Raw genomic sequence first — 15,352 nt, 5'->3', positions numbered from 1 at the left:
TGGATCAGCGGCGGCGGGCGATGATCACGCGGCGCGACTCGGAGTCGGTGAAGCAGACCTGGTCGTCGCCGACCAGCCGGCAGGCGATCATCGAGACGTTCGCGCGGGCCGGACCCGGCCGGAACGACTGGTCGAGCGGCGAGAAGCGGGCGGTGTGCGCGCGCTCGACGCCGTCGCAGACGACCGTGCCGTCCAGCCCGCCCTCGCCGCCGGCGCCGGTGCGCGGCTGAGCGATGCCGGCGTGGACCTCCTGGAAGTCCTCGGCGCCCGGCAGAGGTCCGCACCGGACGAAAGCCCGGATCACCACGCTGCCGTCGGCCGTCAGCCGGGCGTGCTTGGCGATCGTGATCGTGATCTGGTCGTCGGCGTGCGCCGAGGCCGGGGACAGCAGTACGGCGGCGAGCGCGAGCCCGATGGCCACGGACAGTCTCTGGAGCATGCGGCACCCCCTTGGGTTGGGAGGGTTCCATCGTCGCACCGGGGTGTGGGCGTGGCGAGGAAAATGTTCGCCGCACAGCCCGGTCATTCCTCGAGCGTCTCCGTGCCCTTCCTGCCGCGGAACACCTGGAGCGCGACGAGCAGTGCGACGACGGTCATGTCGACCACGGCGACGGTGACGGCGAGGCCGGTCACCGTCGAGGCGAGGGCACCCGCGGCGAGCATCGCGATCACGCCGAGCGTGACGAAGTACTTCGTCCAGCGGCCGCGCTTGGCGAGGCCGGCGTAGACGAGCAGCTGCAGCACGGCCAGCAGCCCGCCGAGGGCCGCGAAGAGCCACAGCCTGCCCTGCACGTCGTCGTACTCGTCGCCGCCGATGAAGACCAGGGCGAGGTCGCTCAGCAGGTACGCGCCGGCGACGCAGGCCACGCCGATCCCGGTCAGGAACGCCAGCCCGCGCAGGACAGCCGCCCGGCTCTCGCCGGCGGTGGACATCGACGGGAACAGGATGACGACGGCGAACTGCGGCAGGAACAGCACGGCCTTGGTGACGATCAGGCCGCCTGCGTAGAGGCCGGCCAGGTGGTCGTCGAGGACGTTGCGGGCGACGACCACGTCGAGGTTCGAGAGGGCGACGAACGCGAGCAGCGCCGCGGAGCTGCCGTAGGTCTCACGGCGGACGTCGCGGCGGACCTCGCGGTCGTGCGCGGTGACGATCGCGTCGTGCGTGCGGTTGCGGAGCGTCCAGCTGCCGATGAGGACCGGCAGCCAGGAGGCGGCGAGCACACCGACCATCGCGCTCGTCTCGGTCGCCGCGATCAACAGGCAGCCGCCGCCGAGCAGCACCCGCGGGACGCCGACCGAGAGGTAGACCAGGCTCAGCGGCAACCAGCGGCGCTCGCCCTGCAGCACGCCCGCCTGGCCGCCCATGACTGTCACCGGGACCACGCACATGCCGAGCAGCACCGCGGGCAGGAGGCCGTCCAGGCGCAACAGCCACGCGACCGCTGGTGACGCGGCAACGGCGACCGCGCCCAGCAGGAGGGCGGCGCGCCAGGTCGTGGTGAGGATGGTCTGCTCGATCGCCGCGACGTCGGCGGGAGCGGCGGCGATCCGGCGGGCCGCGGTCGCCTGCAGGCCGAGCTGCACGACCGAGAGCACCATCAGCAGCGCCATCATGCCCGCGACTGCGCCGTACTGACTCGGGCCGAGCAGCCGTGCGGCGACCATCTGGAAGGCGTACGTGCCGATGTTCATGACGGCCATCGCGATCGCGATCCCGGCACTGCTGCGCAGCACCTTGACCAACCGCGAGCGGCCCGCCGACGGGGAGCCGGCGTCCCCGGAGCGCGTGCGGTCGACCGTGCTCGTCACGATCCGAGAGTAGACGGAGCTGCGGAATAGGGTTGCCCCGGCCAGGAGGGAGCACGCGTGCGGGAAGCGGATCGGACAGGGGCGGCAATCGCGTCGTGCCTCTATGCCGTCGTCACCGTCGTGATGCTCGTCCAGCAGCCCGGAGCGACGACGTACGACACCCGCGCCGAGCTCACCGAGCGACCCGGCAGCTTCCTCTCCGGCGCGTTCACGCTCTGGCACCCGGAGTCGAACTTCGGGGAGTTCCAGAACCAGGCGTACGGCTACCTCTTCCCGCAAGGCACCTGGTTCGTCCTTGCCGACGCTCTCGGCTCGCCGGGCTGGGTGAGCCAGCGGCTCTGGTCGGCGCTGCTGCTGATCGTCGCGTGTGAGGGTGCGCGGCGGGTGGCCCGCGCGATCGGGCTCGACGACATTCCCGCCCTGCTGGCCGGGGTGGTGTTCGCGTTCTCGCCGCGGCTGCTGGGCACGGTCGCCGTCCAGACCGGCGAGTCCCTGCCCGGCGCGGTCATGCCGTGGCTGGTGCTCGCGGTTGTCCTGCACCTGAGGGGACGGCTGCCCCCGGTGCGCACCGCCGTCCTCAGCGGCGGAGCCGTGGTCTGCATGGGCGGCGTCAACGCCGTCGAGACGGCAGCCTGCCTGCCGCTGGCGATGATCCTGGTCGTCTGGGGCGTCCGGCGGAGGCTGACGACAGCGCGGACGGCCGTCGGCTGGTTCGCGGCGGTGGGCGCGGGCTGCGTGTGGTGGGCGCTGCCGTTGCTGCTGCTCGCGCGCTACGCGCCGCCGTTCTACCAGTACGTCGAGAGCGCGCGGGACACGACCGCGCTCGTCGGCTGGTCCGAGGCCGCACGCGGCGACTCGTCCTGGATCGCCTACCTGGTCTCCGGCGACCAGCCGTGGTGGCCGGCGGCGTTCCACCTGGCGACCGACCCGGTGCTGGTCGTGGTCGCCGCGGTGGTCGCCGGCGTCGGCCTCGTCGGCCTCGTCCTCATGGACGCCGGGATCAAGCGGCCACTGATGCTCGCCGTCGTCCTCGGCGTCGGGTGCCTGACCGTCGCCCACGGGGGTGCCGCCGGGGCGCCCACCGCCGAGGTGGTCCGCGACCTGCTCGACGGCGCTCTCCAGATCTTCCGCAACGTCCACAAGGTCGACCCGGTCGTCCGGCTGCCGCTGGCGATCGGGTTCGGCGTCGCCGTCGCCCGCGGGACGGCACTGCTGGTGGCGCGCGCTCCGCGGGTCCGGTCCGCCGAGCGGCTGATCCTGCTCGCGCCTCTGCTGGTGGTGCTCGTCCTCGGCCGCCCGTTCCTGCAGGGCGACACCCGCACCCCGGGATGGGACGAGATCCCGTCGTACTGGCACCAGACCCGCGCCTACCTGGCCGAGCACGCGCCGGGCGGTGCCGACGGTGGCCGGGCGCTGGTCGTCCCGGGTTCGCGGTTCGCCCAGCAGGAGTGGGGCTGGACGTTGGACGAGCCGCTGGCGATCCTCGGCGCCGCGCCGATGGTGAGCCGCAGCCAGGTACCGCTGATCCCGGGTGAGTCGATCCGCTACCTCGCCGCGCTCGACCAGCAGATCGCCACCGGGCGGGCGACGGAGGCACTGGTGGGTGAGCTGGCGCGCGCCGGGATCACCCACGTCGTCCTCCGTCGCGACCTGCTGCGCGGGCTGACCGGCTCGCCGCACCCGGGTGCGGCCGCGGTCTCCTTGTCCAGGGCCGGCCTCGAGCGGGTGGCCGGGTTCGGGGAGGTCGCCGACGGTGCGGCGCAGGTCGAGGTCTTCGCGGTGCCCGAGGTGCTGCCGCCACTGCGGACGACGCCGGTCGACGACGTGGTGACCGTGCGGGGCGCTGCCGAGAGCGTGCTCGCGGTGGAGGGCGGCGGGCACGTCGGGCCGGACGTGGCCACGGTGCTCGAGGGGGAGCCGGGCTGGGACCGGCCGGCCACGGTGGTGACCGACAGCGACCAGCGGCGTGAGCGCGCGTTCGGCAACAACGACGAGTCGCTGTCCGCGGTGATGACGGCGACCGAGCCGTGGCGGGTGGACCGCGCCGTGCACGACTTCCCCGGCGGGCCCGGCGACCAGGTCGTCGCGGACTACGACGGGCTCGCCTCGGTCACCGCGTCCTCGGCGCAGGGCTATGCGGACAACTACGGGCCGGTGCTGGTGCAGGCCGGTCCCGCGGCCGCGATCGACGGTGACATCGACACCCAGTGGGTCAGCTCGGTCGCCGGCGACCCCGACGAGCAGTGGCTCCGGCTCGACTTCGACGCTCCCCGGGCGGTGCACGAGGTGACGGTCACGCCGGTGGCGGACGACCGCGCCGTCGCACCGATCCGGACGCTCGAGGTGGTCGCCGGCTCGCAGCGAGCACGGGTCGACGTGAACGCGTCGGGCGCCCCGGCCGTCGTCGCGCTCGACGGCAGCGAGGTCGACAGCGTCGAGATCCGCGTGGTCGCCGCGGCCACCGCCGCACGCGGCGCCCGGGTCGGCCTGCGTGAGGTCTCGGTCGACGGCCTCACGCCCGACCGCACGCTCGTCCTGCCCGGCAGCGTCCCGGCCTCGGCCGCCTGGGCGTTCAGTACGACGCCCGGCCGGCGCGCCTGCTTCGTCGTACTCGATGCCCCGGACTGCGAGGTCGCCCGGATCCGCTCCGCCGAGGAGAAGGCCGGCCTGGACCGGACGTTCACCCTCGACGGTCCGCAGCAGGTCACGCTGACCGGGCACGTGGTCGCCCGCAGCACTCCCGAGGCGGCCCGTCTGCTCGACCTCATCCAGCGCCGGCCGCCGGTGACCGGCTCGTCGGCCTTCGGGCAGGACCCGAGAGTCGCGCCACGGTTCGCCTACGACGGGCAGCCGACCACGGCCTGGGTGTCCGACGACGGCGACCTCTACCCGACGCTGACGTTCCGCTGGGACAAGCCCCGCACCGTCACCGGGATCGCGGTCGCCTCGGACGAGCAGGCCCCGGTGGGCGCCGTGGTGACCGCGCGCGGCCGCACCCAGTCGGTCCCGCTCGGCGGAGACACCGCGGTCGGCATCGAGCCGGTGCGGACCCGCACTCTGCAGGTGCGGTTCGAGAAGGCGCCCACGGCCTCGCACGTCGTGGTTCCGGAGATCGAGCTGACCGGGCCCGACGTCACGCGGCCCCTGGACCCGGCGACCGAGAGCGGCGCGATCTGCGGCCTCGGCCCCGTGCTGCGCATCGACGGACGGGAGGTCGCGACCCGGGTCACGGGGACGATGGCCGACGTCCTGAACGGGAGCCCGCTCGCGCTCGAGGCGTGCGACAAGGAGACCGGAGACCCGGTCGAGATCGACCTCGCGGAGGGCGAGCACCGGCTGCACGCCGTTCCGACCGCCGATTTCGAGGTGATCGACCTGCTGGCCTCGCCTGGGGGGCCTCGGCACGCTGGGCGGGCGACCGAGCGGGCGGTCGAGATCACCGAGTGGGGCGGCACCGAGCGCACCGCGGTCGTCGCGGCGGGCGGGGAGTCCCTGCTGTCGCTGCCCGAGAACTACAACGAGGGCTGGGTCGCCGAGGTCGACGGCGAGGAGCTGACCCCGGTGCGAGTCGACGGCTGGCAACAGGGCTGGGTGCTGCCGGCGGGGGAGGAGGCCACGGTCGAGCTGCGCTACCGCCCGCAGACGACGTACGACGTGGTCCTGCCGCTCGGGCTGGTGGTGAGCGGATCGCTGCTGGTGGGCGCGCTCGTCATCGGGCTCGTCGGCGGCTACCGGCGGCTCCGCCGCTCCTCGCCGCGACCCCCGGAGCCGGAGCAGGTGCCGTGGCCCGCAGCCGAGCCGCCGGGCCGGATCCTGTGCGGTGTCGCTGCCGGTGCCGGGTTGCTGTTCCTCGGACCGGCCGCGCTGGCCGGACTCGTCGTGGGAGCACTCTGCTCGACCCGGCGCGTCCTCGCGCAGGTCGCGGTCGGCGGAGGCGTCCTGGTCGCGCTGTCCGGCCTGCTCGACGCGCTGGGCCGGCCGGAGGCCCTCGAGACCCCCGCCGACCTGGTCGCCGCGGTCGGTGTCGGCCTGCTGGTCGGCCTCGTGCTGGGACTGCCCAGGAGGGAGTCATGAACGCGTGGCGCGGACGCCAGGGCGCGGCCGCGATCGGCGTGATCGCGGTGATGCTGGTCGTGCGCGGCCGGCTGCTGGCCGGCTCGTACTTCAACCAGGACGACTTCTACATGACCGGCCGGGCCCACCGGGCCGACCTCGGCTGGGACTACCTGTTCTCGGACTTCGCCGGCCACGTCAACCCGTTCCAGCAGTTGACGCTCTGGCTGGTCGCGCACCACGCGCCGTACGACTGGGCGGTGATCGCGGCGGCGATCCTCGCGGTCAACCTCGCTGCGACCGTCCTCGTCTGGCTGATCCTGTCCCGGCTGCTGGAAGAGCAGTGGTCGCGGGTGGTGCTGCTCGCGGTCTTCGCGTGGGCGCCGATGACGCTGGCGCCGACGCTGTGGTGGAGCGCCGCGATGTTCCTGTGGCCGCACGTGCTCTGCTCGCTCGCCGCTGTCTGGCTGCTCGTCCGGTGGCGCCAGGGTGACGGCCGGGGCTGGGTCAACGCGGCCGGGATCGTGCTGGTCACCGCGGTCGCGCTGCTGTGGCACGAACGCGCGGTCCTCATCCCGCCGCTCGTCTTCGGCGTCGCGGTCGCGCTGGCCGACGAGGCCAGCGGCTGGCGCCGATTGGTCGCGGCCGTGCGCCGCTACCGGTGGCTGTGGCTGGCGATGGTCGCCACCGCAGCCGGGTTCCTGGTCCTCCACGGGCTGCTGACCGACGTCGAGGGCGGGGGCGGCACCGCCCGGCAGCAGCTCGAGGTGTCCTGGTCCTTCGTCGGCAGGAGCGTCGCGCCCGGCCTGGTCGGAGGGCCGTGGGACGGCGCCACGGCCGGCGGCGCCGTCGTGCCGGCCACCTGGGTGACGGTGGTCAGCGTGATCCTCGTCGTGGCCGTCGCCGGGCTGCTGCTGTGGCGCGGCGGGCCCGCGCGCCGGTGGGGGCTGGCCGTGCTGGCCGGGTACGTCGCCGCGGACCTCGGGCTGCTCCTCGCCGGCCGGTCCGGCTTCGGGCAGATCATCGGGCTCGACCCGCGCTACTCCTCCGACACCCTCCACGCCGCCGTCGTCTGCGTCGCGCTGTGTCTCCGGGGCGCCCCGTCGTGGCCGGCACCGGCCACGAGCCGGCGCCGGGCGCTGGGGGTCGGCGGGCTGCTGGCGTCGTACGGCGTCGCCTCGGCCTTCGGTACGGCGCTGCTCGTGCCGCACTTCCAGAACAAGCAGGACCGGGACTTCGTCACCAACCTCCGTGCCGACCTGGCCGCCGACCCGACCCAGGTGATCTTCGACGGGCCCGCACCCGCCGAGCTGGTGCTGCCGCTCGTCGGCGACGACAACCGCTACTCGGTGATCCTCGGGCCGCTGCCGGAGCTGCCCGCGTTCGACCAGCCGTCGCCCCGGCTGCGGACCGTGGCGGAGGACGGCAGCCTCCGCCCGATCGAGCTGGTCGGCCGGGTGGCGAGCGAGCCGGGTCCCGACGACGACTGCGGGTACGCCGTCTCCGGCGGCTCCACCGAGGTCGAGCTGGCCACCCCGGTGGACGGTCGGGTGCTGCTGCGGGTGCGCTACTACTCGGGCGTCGAGTCCACGGTCGAGGTCGCGGTCGCGGACTGGAGCGCCGAGTTCCTCGCCCGGCGTGGGCCGAACGAGGTGTGGCTGGTGCTGCCGGACATCGACGGTGAGGTCGACGAGCTCGTGCTGACGGGCGACGGCCGCGGCGACGTCTGCGTCACCGAGGTCGCCGCCGGCCTCCCGGAGGAGCAGTGAGACGACCGAGTCGCGCGACTGTCGCGACTGCCTTCGACGTGGCCTGGAGTGCCGGGCTCGCGCTGGTGGTGTTCGGCCCGCTGCTGCTCGGCCCCGGCTACTGGCTGTTCGGAGACATGGTCTTCGTCCCCGAGCAGCCGTGGAAGGCCGCCTGGCTCGGCCTGGACGGCGCGCTCCCGCGGGCGGTGCCGATGGACGCGCTGGTCTCCCTCGTCACCCAGGTCGTGCCCGGGAGCTGGGTCCAGCGAGGGTTGCTCGTCGGCGGCTTCGTGCTCGGCGGCGTCGGCATCGGCCGGGCCACGCGCGACCACGCGTGGTTCGCGCGGGCAGCCGCGATCACGCTGCTGCTGTGGAACCCCTGGGTCTACGAGCGGCTGCTCATCGGACAGTGGGCCATCCTGCTCGGCTACCTCGCCCTGCCCTGGGTCGTGCTGGCCGCCCGGCGGCTCCGCGCCGATCCCCGGCGCGGCTGGGCCGAGGCCGCGATCGCGGTCACGGTCGCGGCGGTGTGCAGCCCGTCCAGCGGCGTGATGGCCGCGGTGGTGCTGGCCGTCCTCGGCCTCACCCGTGACCGGGCGACCTGGCTGGTGACGGCCGTCGTCGGCGTGGTCGCGAACCTGACCTGGCTGGTGCCGGCCGTGACCGCCGACGCGGTCGAGGTGTCCACGGACGGCGTCTTCGCCGGCTTCGCGGCGCGGGCGGAGTCGGGCGCGGGACTGCTGGCGAGCCTCGCCTCGCTCGGCGGCATCTGGAAGACCTCGATCCTGCCCGACGCCCGCACCGGGTCCGTCCTGGTCGTGCTCTCGTGCCTGCTCACCGTCGCCGCGGCGGCGGGGCTGCGCCGCGCGGTCCGGGAGCATCCGGGGGAGTGGCGCCGGCTGGCCGCGCTCGGGATCGGCGCTCTCGTGATCGCGGCCGCGCCCGCCGTCCCCGGCGGCGCCGAGGTGCTCGAGGACCTGGCCTCGCGGCTGCCGGGGCTCGCGTTGCTGCGTGACTCGCACCGGTTCCTCGCCCCGCTGGCCGTCGTGCTCGCGCTCGGCGCGGCCGGTGCCGCGACGGCCGTGCGGGAGCAGGTCCGACCGGGCCGGGGCGCGCTCTGGTCCGTCGTCGGGCTGATCGTGGTCGCTCCGGCGCTGCTGCTCCCGGCACTCGCCTGGGGAGCCGCGGGGGAGCTGGAGCGGTCGTCGTACCCGTCGGAGTGGGACGAGGTCGCGGACGCGCTCGGGGACGACCCGGGCCGCGTCGTCGTACTGCCGTGGGCGGGGTCGTACCGCGGCTACGACTGGAACCACCGGCGTGCCGTGCTCGACCCGGCGCCGCGCTTCTTCCCCGGTGAGGTCCTCGTCGACGACCGGGTGCTCCTCGACGACGGCGTGGTGCCGGCCGAGGACCCCCGGGTCGAGGAGGTACGACGCGCGCTGGCGGCTGCCGATCCGGCCGCGGCGCTGCGCGCGGCCGGCGTGCACTGGGTGGTCGTCGAGAAGGGCATGGCGGCGGTGGAGCGGCCCGAGGGACGCGTCGTCCACGAGGGCGATGAACTGGCCCTGATCGCGATCCCTGCCGCAGATCCTCCGGTGACCGTGGGGCGCGACCGCGATATCGGATCCGGGACAATTGTCCTGATCGTTACCGGACACGCCGCGTCGGCGGTTTTGCTTTTGTCGGGCGGGGCCGTCAGAATCCGTCGTGAGAGACCTGCGTCACTCATCGTGACCGGGTCACACGGCCTGCATAGCCGGGTCGTGAGGGGTCTTTGGGAGGGGACCTTTCGCATGAACTTGATCATTTCTTCGATTGTCGGAGCACTCGCTGCCGGCGCCGTGCTCGTCGGCGGCGTCCAGGCGGCGCAGCCGGACCAGAAGCCCGTCAACAAGTCTGACCTGTACAGCTACTCCAGCGAGTAGCGAGCTCGGTCGCCCGCAGCTGGGGAGCACGCGGTCGACCGTCCTAGGAGACAACGCCCTTCGGGAGCGGGGCGGGTCAGGCGCAGACGGCTTGGGAGGGTCCGATGCTGCATATCGTCATTCCTGCGTACAACGAGGAGCTTCGGCTGCCGCGTACGCTTCGCGCGCTGCGCCGGTACGTCGCCGCGCGCCGGTCGGTGCTCGGCGAGGTCGAGGTGATCGTCGTCGACAACGGGAGCACCGACCGCACCGCTGAGGTCGCGCACGCCGCGGCCACGCCGGCGCTGCCGGTCCGGGTGGTGCACTGCGGCCGCCGCGGCAAGGGTGCCGCGGTCCGTGCTGGCCTGCTCGCGAGCGACGCCGAGCTGGTGGCGTTCATGGACGCCGACGGCGCGACCGACCTCGCCGCGATCGACGACGCGTGGCGCCGGATCCACCTCGGCGCCGACGTCGTCATCGGCTCGCGCGGCCTCGCGCACTCCGTGGCCGAGGTGCGGAGCTGCCGCACCCGCGCGGCCGGCGCCGCGGCCTACCGCCGCATCGCGCGGCTCCTGGTGCCCGGCATCGCCGACACCCAGTGCGGCTTCAAGCTGATGCGCGGTGCGTTCGCGCGCGCCGTCGCCGGCGACCTGGCTGCCACCGGCTTCTCCTTCGACGTCGAGCTCCTGGTCCGGCTGCGTGCCGTGGGTGCCCGGATCGCCGAGATCCCCGTGGCCTGGACCGACGTGCCCGGGTCCACCTTCGTGCCGGCCCGCCACGGCGCCGGCGCCTTCACCGAGCTCGCTGCGATCGCCTGGCGCACGCGGCACCTCGGTGCCCCAGTCGCCGGCAGGGCGGCTGTTGGTGTGCGTGTGCAGTCCCCCATGCCGCTGCCCGCACCCGTCGCCCTGCCGGTCGCGCTGGCCGTTCCTGCCGCCGCCTCGCTCCTGGGTGAGGCCTGAGATGGCCGCCGCGCCCGAGCCGTTCCCGCGGCCGACACCGCTCGCCGGACGGCGCGTGGTCGTGGTCAACTGGCGCGACCTCGACCACTCCCTGGCCGGCGGGTCGGAGATCTACGCCTGGCAGCTCGCCCGCGCTCTCCGCGAGGGCGGCGCCGAGGTCGAGTTCCTCACCGCCCGCGATCGCGGCCAGGCGGCGACGGACACCCGCGACGGCATCGTCGTACGACGACGCGGTGGCGCGCTGTCGTTCTACCCGCACACCGCGCTCCGGCTGATCGCCCGGCGGCGCCGCATCGACGCGGTGATCGACCCGTCGTGCGGGCTGCCGTCCTTCGCGCCGCTGTTCGTGCGGCGCCGTACCCCGGTGCTGCTGGTGATGCACCACGTCCACCAGGAGCAGTTCGCGACGCACTTCCCGGCACTGGTCGCGGCGCTCGGCCGATGGTTGGAGCGGGTCCTGCTGCCCCTGGTCTACGGCCGGAGCCGGGTCGTCGCCGTCTCGGAGTCGACCGTCGAGGAGATGCGCCGCCAGCTCGGCTGGACCGGGCCGGTCGGGCTGCTCCACAACGGTGCGGACCTCCCGCCCGCCGGGACCGGCAACCCGGCACTCAAGGACCCGGACCGGGTAGCGGTGCTCGGCCGGCTGGTCGCACACAAGCGGGTCGACCTGGTCATCCACGCCCTCGACGCCCTGCGGTCGGAGCGTCCGCGGCTGCAGCTCGACATCATCGGTCAGGGACCGGAGCGCCTCCAGCTCGAAGGCCTGGTCGCCCGGCTCGGACTCGCGCACCGCGTCACCTTCCACGGTTTCGTCGACGAGGCGACCAAGGCGGTGCTCCTCGCCCGCGCCGCGGTGCACGTGTGCGCCTCCGACGCCGAGGGCTGGGGACAGGCCGTGATCGAGGCCGCGGGGCACGGCGTCCCGACGCTGGCGCGCGACGTGCCGGGGCTCCGGGACTCCATCCGTCCGGGCGATACCGGCTGGCTGGTGCCCGACGCCGACGACCTCGACGAGGTCGGCCGCCGGCTGACCACGCAGCTGCGTGAGGCGCTCGCCGAGGCGGACCTGCCGATGCACCGGGCCCGGCGGTTCGAGGCCTGCCAGGCCTGGGCCCACCAGTTCGACTGGACGCAGATGCGTCGACAGGCGCTCGGCCTGGTGAACGAAGCACTTGCGGTGCGCACTCCCGTGCCCGCCGCTCAAACTCGCCCGCGAGAAGAACGCGTGGCCGTCATGGGAGGAACGACATGCGTCGACTGATCGGACCCACACTCGTCGGACTGGGGGTGTTCCTCATCGTCGCGGCGGGCCTGGCCCGCTTCTACGCCTACCCGGCGCTGGCCAAGGTGCCTGAGGGCTACAACAGCACGACCGACCTGGAGGCCACCGGCGCCCAGATCTTCAACTCCGACCCCGAGGTGCTCGCGGCCGAGACCCACGACCTCTCCATCACGTCCGACACGCGCGAGGACGTCAACGCGGACGCGCCCGAGGGCGCCGTGGTCTGGGTCAACCTCACCACGATCGAGCGGGCCGACGGCACCGAGTTCCAGAAGTCCACCGAGCGGGTCCCGTTCGGCGAAGCGAGCGGCGAGGCCGTGGACTGCGACGAGTGCGACCCGTTCGTCGAGGTCAGGCGCATCGAGGACAACGAGCTCGAGCGGGTGCCGACGACGTTCGAGGGTCAGGTCTACAAGTTCCCGTTCGGCACCGAGCGCAAGGACTACGACCAGTGGGACGGCACCCTCGGGGAGGCCGTTCCGGCGACGTACGAGGGCGAGGACGACATCCAGGGCGTCACGGTCTACAAGTTCGTGCAGGAGATCGAGCCGACCGTGGTCCAGACCCGGGACCTTCCGGGGTCGATCTTCGGCTCCGACGAGTCCTCGGTCTCGGCCGAGGTGGTCTACGCCATGAAGCGCACGTTCTACGTCGAGCCGGTCACCGGCTCGCCGATCGACCGGGTGGAGGAGCGGACCCAGGAGCTGGTGTACGACGGCGTGCGGGTGCCCGCGTTCGTCGGGACCGTCGAGTACACCGACGCCCAGGTCGACGAGAACGTCGAGAAGGTCGACAGCAAGGCGACGCTGCTCGGCGGGTTGCGGGTCCTGTTTCCGATGATCCTGCTGGTGCTCGGCGCAGTGCTGCTGGGCCTCGGCCTGGTCATCAACCGGCGACTGGAGAGTGACGTCGCCGACCGCGACCACCAGGACCGGCCCCTGGTCACGGCCTGAGCCCCCGACGGCTCCCGGAGGGAGCGGGCGGGCTGGGAGATCCGCTTAATCCACCAGCCTGCCCACGACGGCCTCGAGCACCCGCTCGAGGCCGTCGGCGTCCCAGTCGGAGGCACGGGCACGGAGGCTGATCACGGTGCGGCCGCGGTGACCCACGGCGCCGAGCGAGATGCCCGTGCCGCCTGCCGTCACCGGGTGGAACGCGATCCGGTCGACCTGGGGCGCGGTCACCTCGCCGAGGTGGGAGACGAGCAGGGTCGAGCCGAGCCGGCGGGCCAGCACCCGCATCCCCGCCGCTGCCACCCGGTCGACGGCACCGGACCGGCTGACAGGCGGCCGCTCGACCGGTGCCTCCCGCAGGGCTCGCTCGATCCCCGCGAGGTCGAGCAGCTCGACGTCGCGGAGCCGGAGCAGGACGCTGCGGTCCTGGAGGTCGTCGCCCACCGCGGCCCGCCTCGCCCCTACCGCCACCGCCACGTGCCGGCGTGCGCCGAGCGCGGCGACCGCCCGGCCGGCGGCGTGGATGATCTCAGCGGTGCGCACCGATCCGGGGACCTCCGCCTCGACCATCGTGTCGCCGGCCACCGGGGCGCCGGTTCGTGGTGGCGGGATCGCCGCCGGACGGCGGAAGGCAGCCTCCGCGAGGCGGCGGGCGACGGTGCCGACGTACCCATGACCGGCAGGGCGGTCGCCCACCCCGCGCGCCGCGGAGGTCGCCGGCCCGTACCCGAGCTGCTCCAGGATGCGGAGCAGGCCGAGCCCGTCGACGGTGCTGTGGTGGGCCGACACCACCAGGTCGCGCCCGGCCACGCCGACCAGGACGGGCTCGGGAGCCGGCATGACCAGCGCCCGGCGCAGCTCGGCCGCCGTGGCGGCGGTGCGGTCGGCGGGGATGCCGGGTGCCTCGGGAAGGGTCGCCGTCAGCAGGATCCGCCATCCGATCGTCGGGTCGGCGACCCACCGTCCCGCGGCCGTCACGGCTTGCGCGCCGAGACCACCAGGCTGACTCCCGGCAGGCGCCGCAGCGGCAGCACCCGCTCCAGCGCGACCGCCGTCCGGAGCCCGGCGTTGAGGACCGGGTTCACCGGCTCCATCTCGCTCTCGGCCTCGCTCCGCTTCCGCCGCCGGGCCCGTACGACGGGGCGCAGCAGGACGTTCCACGACCGGAGGTCGACGACCTCGAGGCCGACGCCGGCGACGAGGCGCGCGAGCTCGTCGCGCTCGTAGCGGCGGAAGTGGCCGAGGGCGACGTCGTGACCGCTCCACAGCTTCATGCTGCAGGGGACGGCGACGAGGGCTCGCCCGCCCGGGCGCAGCACCCGCGCGGTCTCCCGCGCGACCGCGCCGTCGTCCTCGATGTGCTCCCAGACGTCGGTCGCCATCACCAGGTCGAAGGACGCGTCGGGGAACGGCAGCGCGGTGGCGTCACCACGGACGACGTCCAGGCCCCGCGACGCAGCGATCTCGGCGCCGGCGGGGGAGTACTCCAACCCGGTCACCGACCAGCCCAGGTCCCGCAGCACCGCGGTGTTGCCGCCGCCGGCGCAGCCGACGTCCAGCGCCCGCCCCGTCGGCCAGTCCGCGGCGGTACGGCGCACCATCGCGCGCCGTTCGGCGTACCACCAGTGGCGCTCCTCGAGCGCCGCCGACTTGGCGATCTCAGCGTCATCCACGGGGAGACCCTAGATCGGCGCCGAAGATCGCCGTACCGGGCGTCAGCCGCCCGCGGACCGCGGACCATCCGCCCCACAGCCGGTCGTGGTCGGCCGGCCATTCGGGCTCGAGCAGCGTGGTGAGACGGAACCCGGCGGCGGCCAGCAGGGCGACCCAGTCGCCGAGGGTGCGGTGGTGCTCGACGTACGCGATGACCCCGGTGGAGTCATCGACCTCGACGTACGGCGTCCGGTCCCAGTACGACTGGGTCGCCGTCAGGCCCTCCTCGGACGGGTCGTCGGGGAACATCCAGCGTGTCGGGTGGGTGATGGAGAACGCGAACCGACCGCCCGGTCGCAGCACCCGCGCGGCCTCCGCGACCGCCTGCTCGATGTCGGCGACGAACTGGAGCGCGCCGAACGCGCAGAAGACGACGTCGAAGCTCCCGTCCGCGAACGGCAGCGCGGTGGCGGTGCCCCGCACGCTCGGCACCACGACGCCGGTGGCGTCGTCGATCCGCAGCGAGTGCTGCAGCTGGCGGTGCGAGAGGTCGAGCCCGAAGGCCCGGCCGCCCTGGCTGCGGATCCACCGTGAGCACTGGCCGGCGCCGGATCCGACCTCCAGCACGTCGCGGTCGGCGAGCGGTCCGAGGATGCCGGCGTCGGCCTCGGTCAGCCCCTCCGGACCCCACACGAAGCCGATGTCTCCGAGGAAGTCGCCGTGCGTCGCCTGGTACTCGTCGGCGTACCGGTCCCAGTCAGGACCGTTGGCGCGACGCGACTCCTCCTCGGACACTGCCCGCCGGTGCGCCGTCACCGGGGGATAGGGCCAGTGCTGTTGACTGGGCTGCTGCCTGGGTTGCCCGGCCTGCTCCACGCGGGAGAGGGTACGCCGCCGGTTGGACTCCGGCATCGGCACCCGCGTACCCTGGAACGTCTGCGGTCACCCGACCGCCTTCATTCCATGCCCTCTACTTCTGCCCATC

General features: G+C 73.9%; 11 protein-coding genes. 6 read left to right on the top strand and 5 right to left on the bottom strand.

What is annotated here, in order from left to right:
- Nucleotides 1-4: 4 nt before the first annotated feature.
- Both D0Z08_RS20740 and D0Z08_RS20735 read right to left on the bottom strand, forming a co-directional pair.
- A complete protein-coding gene (locus D0Z08_RS20740; protein WP_118927174.1) occupies nt 5-439 on the bottom strand; it encodes a hypothetical protein in 435 nt (144 codons plus the stop codon).
- An 83-nt stretch (nt 440-522) separates the two neighbouring features.
- Entirely contained in the window at nt 523-1,812 is a 1,290-nt protein-coding gene (locus D0Z08_RS20735) for a lipopolysaccharide biosynthesis protein (protein ID WP_245994233.1), read from the bottom strand.
- A gap of 57 nt (nt 1,813-1,869) precedes the next feature.
- Here D0Z08_RS20735 and D0Z08_RS20730 point away from each other — a divergent pair, with 57 nt between their 5' ends.
- From D0Z08_RS20730 to pgfA, 6 genes are all read left to right on the top strand, one after another.
- Nucleotides 1,870-5,886: an alpha-(1->3)-arabinofuranosyltransferase domain-containing protein gene (locus D0Z08_RS20730; protein ID WP_118927172.1), complete on the top strand. Its 4,017-nt coding sequence runs from the start codon at nt 1,870-1,872 to the stop codon at nt 5,884-5,886.
- On the top strand, nt 5,883-7,634 hold the full coding sequence (locus D0Z08_RS20725; RefSeq protein ID WP_118927171.1) for a hypothetical protein: 1,752 nt from the start codon (nt 5,883-5,885) through the stop codon (nt 7,632-7,634). Before D0Z08_RS20730 ends, D0Z08_RS20725 begins: the two co-directional genes overlap by 4 nt.
- The gene (locus D0Z08_RS32275) at nt 7,631-9,538 is read left to right on the top strand and encodes an MmpA family trehalose lipid delivery protein (RefSeq protein ID WP_182481411.1); all 1,908 of its coding nucleotides are present in this window, start codon (nt 7,631-7,633) and stop codon (nt 9,536-9,538) included. The genes D0Z08_RS20725 and D0Z08_RS32275 overlap by 4 nt, the downstream gene beginning before the upstream one ends.
- 104 nt (nt 9,539-9,642) lie before the next feature.
- Nucleotides 9,643-10,479: a glycosyltransferase gene (locus tag D0Z08_RS20720; RefSeq protein WP_118927170.1), complete on the top strand. Its 837-nt coding sequence runs from the start codon at nt 9,643-9,645 to the stop codon at nt 10,477-10,479.
- Nucleotide 10,480: 1 nt separating this feature from the next.
- The gene (locus D0Z08_RS20715) at nt 10,481-11,740 is read left to right on the top strand and encodes a glycosyltransferase family 4 protein (protein ID WP_118927169.1); all 1,260 of its coding nucleotides are present in this window, start codon (nt 10,481-10,483) and stop codon (nt 11,738-11,740) included.
- Nucleotides 11,728-12,714: a cell envelope lipid trafficking protein PgfA gene (gene pgfA / locus D0Z08_RS20710; RefSeq protein WP_118927168.1), complete on the top strand. Its 987-nt coding sequence runs from the start codon at nt 11,728-11,730 to the stop codon at nt 12,712-12,714. The genes D0Z08_RS20715 and pgfA overlap by 13 nt, the downstream gene beginning before the upstream one ends.
- Before the next feature lie 45 nt (nt 12,715-12,759).
- Here pgfA and D0Z08_RS20705 read toward each other — a convergent pair whose 3' ends face one another.
- Genes D0Z08_RS20705 through D0Z08_RS20695 form a run of 3 tightly spaced genes read right to left on the bottom strand, consistent with a single transcriptional unit; the run spans nt 12,760 to nt 15,243 of the window.
- Entirely contained in the window at nt 12,760-13,692 is a 933-nt protein-coding gene (locus D0Z08_RS20705; protein WP_118927167.1) for a hypothetical protein, read from the bottom strand.
- Nucleotides 13,689-14,387 (bottom strand): class I SAM-dependent methyltransferase, encoded by a 699-nt coding sequence (locus D0Z08_RS20700; RefSeq protein WP_118927166.1) that lies wholly within the window; start codon nt 14,385-14,387, stop codon nt 13,689-13,691. Before D0Z08_RS20700 ends, D0Z08_RS20705 begins: the two co-directional genes overlap by 4 nt.
- Nucleotides 14,380-15,243: a class I SAM-dependent methyltransferase gene (locus D0Z08_RS20695; protein ID WP_245994230.1), complete on the bottom strand. Its 864-nt coding sequence runs from the start codon at nt 15,241-15,243 to the stop codon at nt 14,380-14,382. The genes D0Z08_RS20700 and D0Z08_RS20695 overlap by 8 nt, the downstream gene beginning before the upstream one ends.
- Nucleotides 15,244-15,352 lie beyond the last annotated feature (109 nt).

This window comes from Nocardioides immobilis, from assembly GCF_003515065.1.
Classification (GTDB): Bacteria; Actinomycetota; Actinomycetes; order Propionibacteriales; family Nocardioidaceae; genus Nocardioides; species Nocardioides immobilis.
The sequence above is the reverse complement of the archived record's forward strand: the minus strand, read 5'-3'. Positions and strand labels throughout refer to the sequence as shown.

Excerpts from the sequence above, each read along its gene's own strand:
- pgfA (WP_118927168.1), top strand. The coding sequence starts at position 11,728 with ATGCGTCGACTGATCGGACCCACACTCGTCGGACTGGGGGTGTTCCTC.
- D0Z08_RS20740 (WP_118927174.1), bottom strand. The coding sequence starts at position 439 with ATGCTCCAGAGACTGTCCGTGGCCATCGGGCTCGCGCTCGCCGCCGTA.
- D0Z08_RS20720 (WP_118927170.1), top strand. The coding sequence starts at position 9,643 with ATGCTGCATATCGTCATTCCTGCGTACAACGAGGAGCTTCGGCTGCCG.
- D0Z08_RS20715 (WP_118927169.1), top strand. The coding sequence starts at position 10,481 with ATGGCCGCCGCGCCCGAGCCGTTCCCGCGGCCGACACCGCTCGCCGGA.
- D0Z08_RS20725 (WP_118927171.1), top strand. The coding sequence starts at position 5,883 with ATGAACGCGTGGCGCGGACGCCAGGGCGCGGCCGCGATCGGCGTGATC.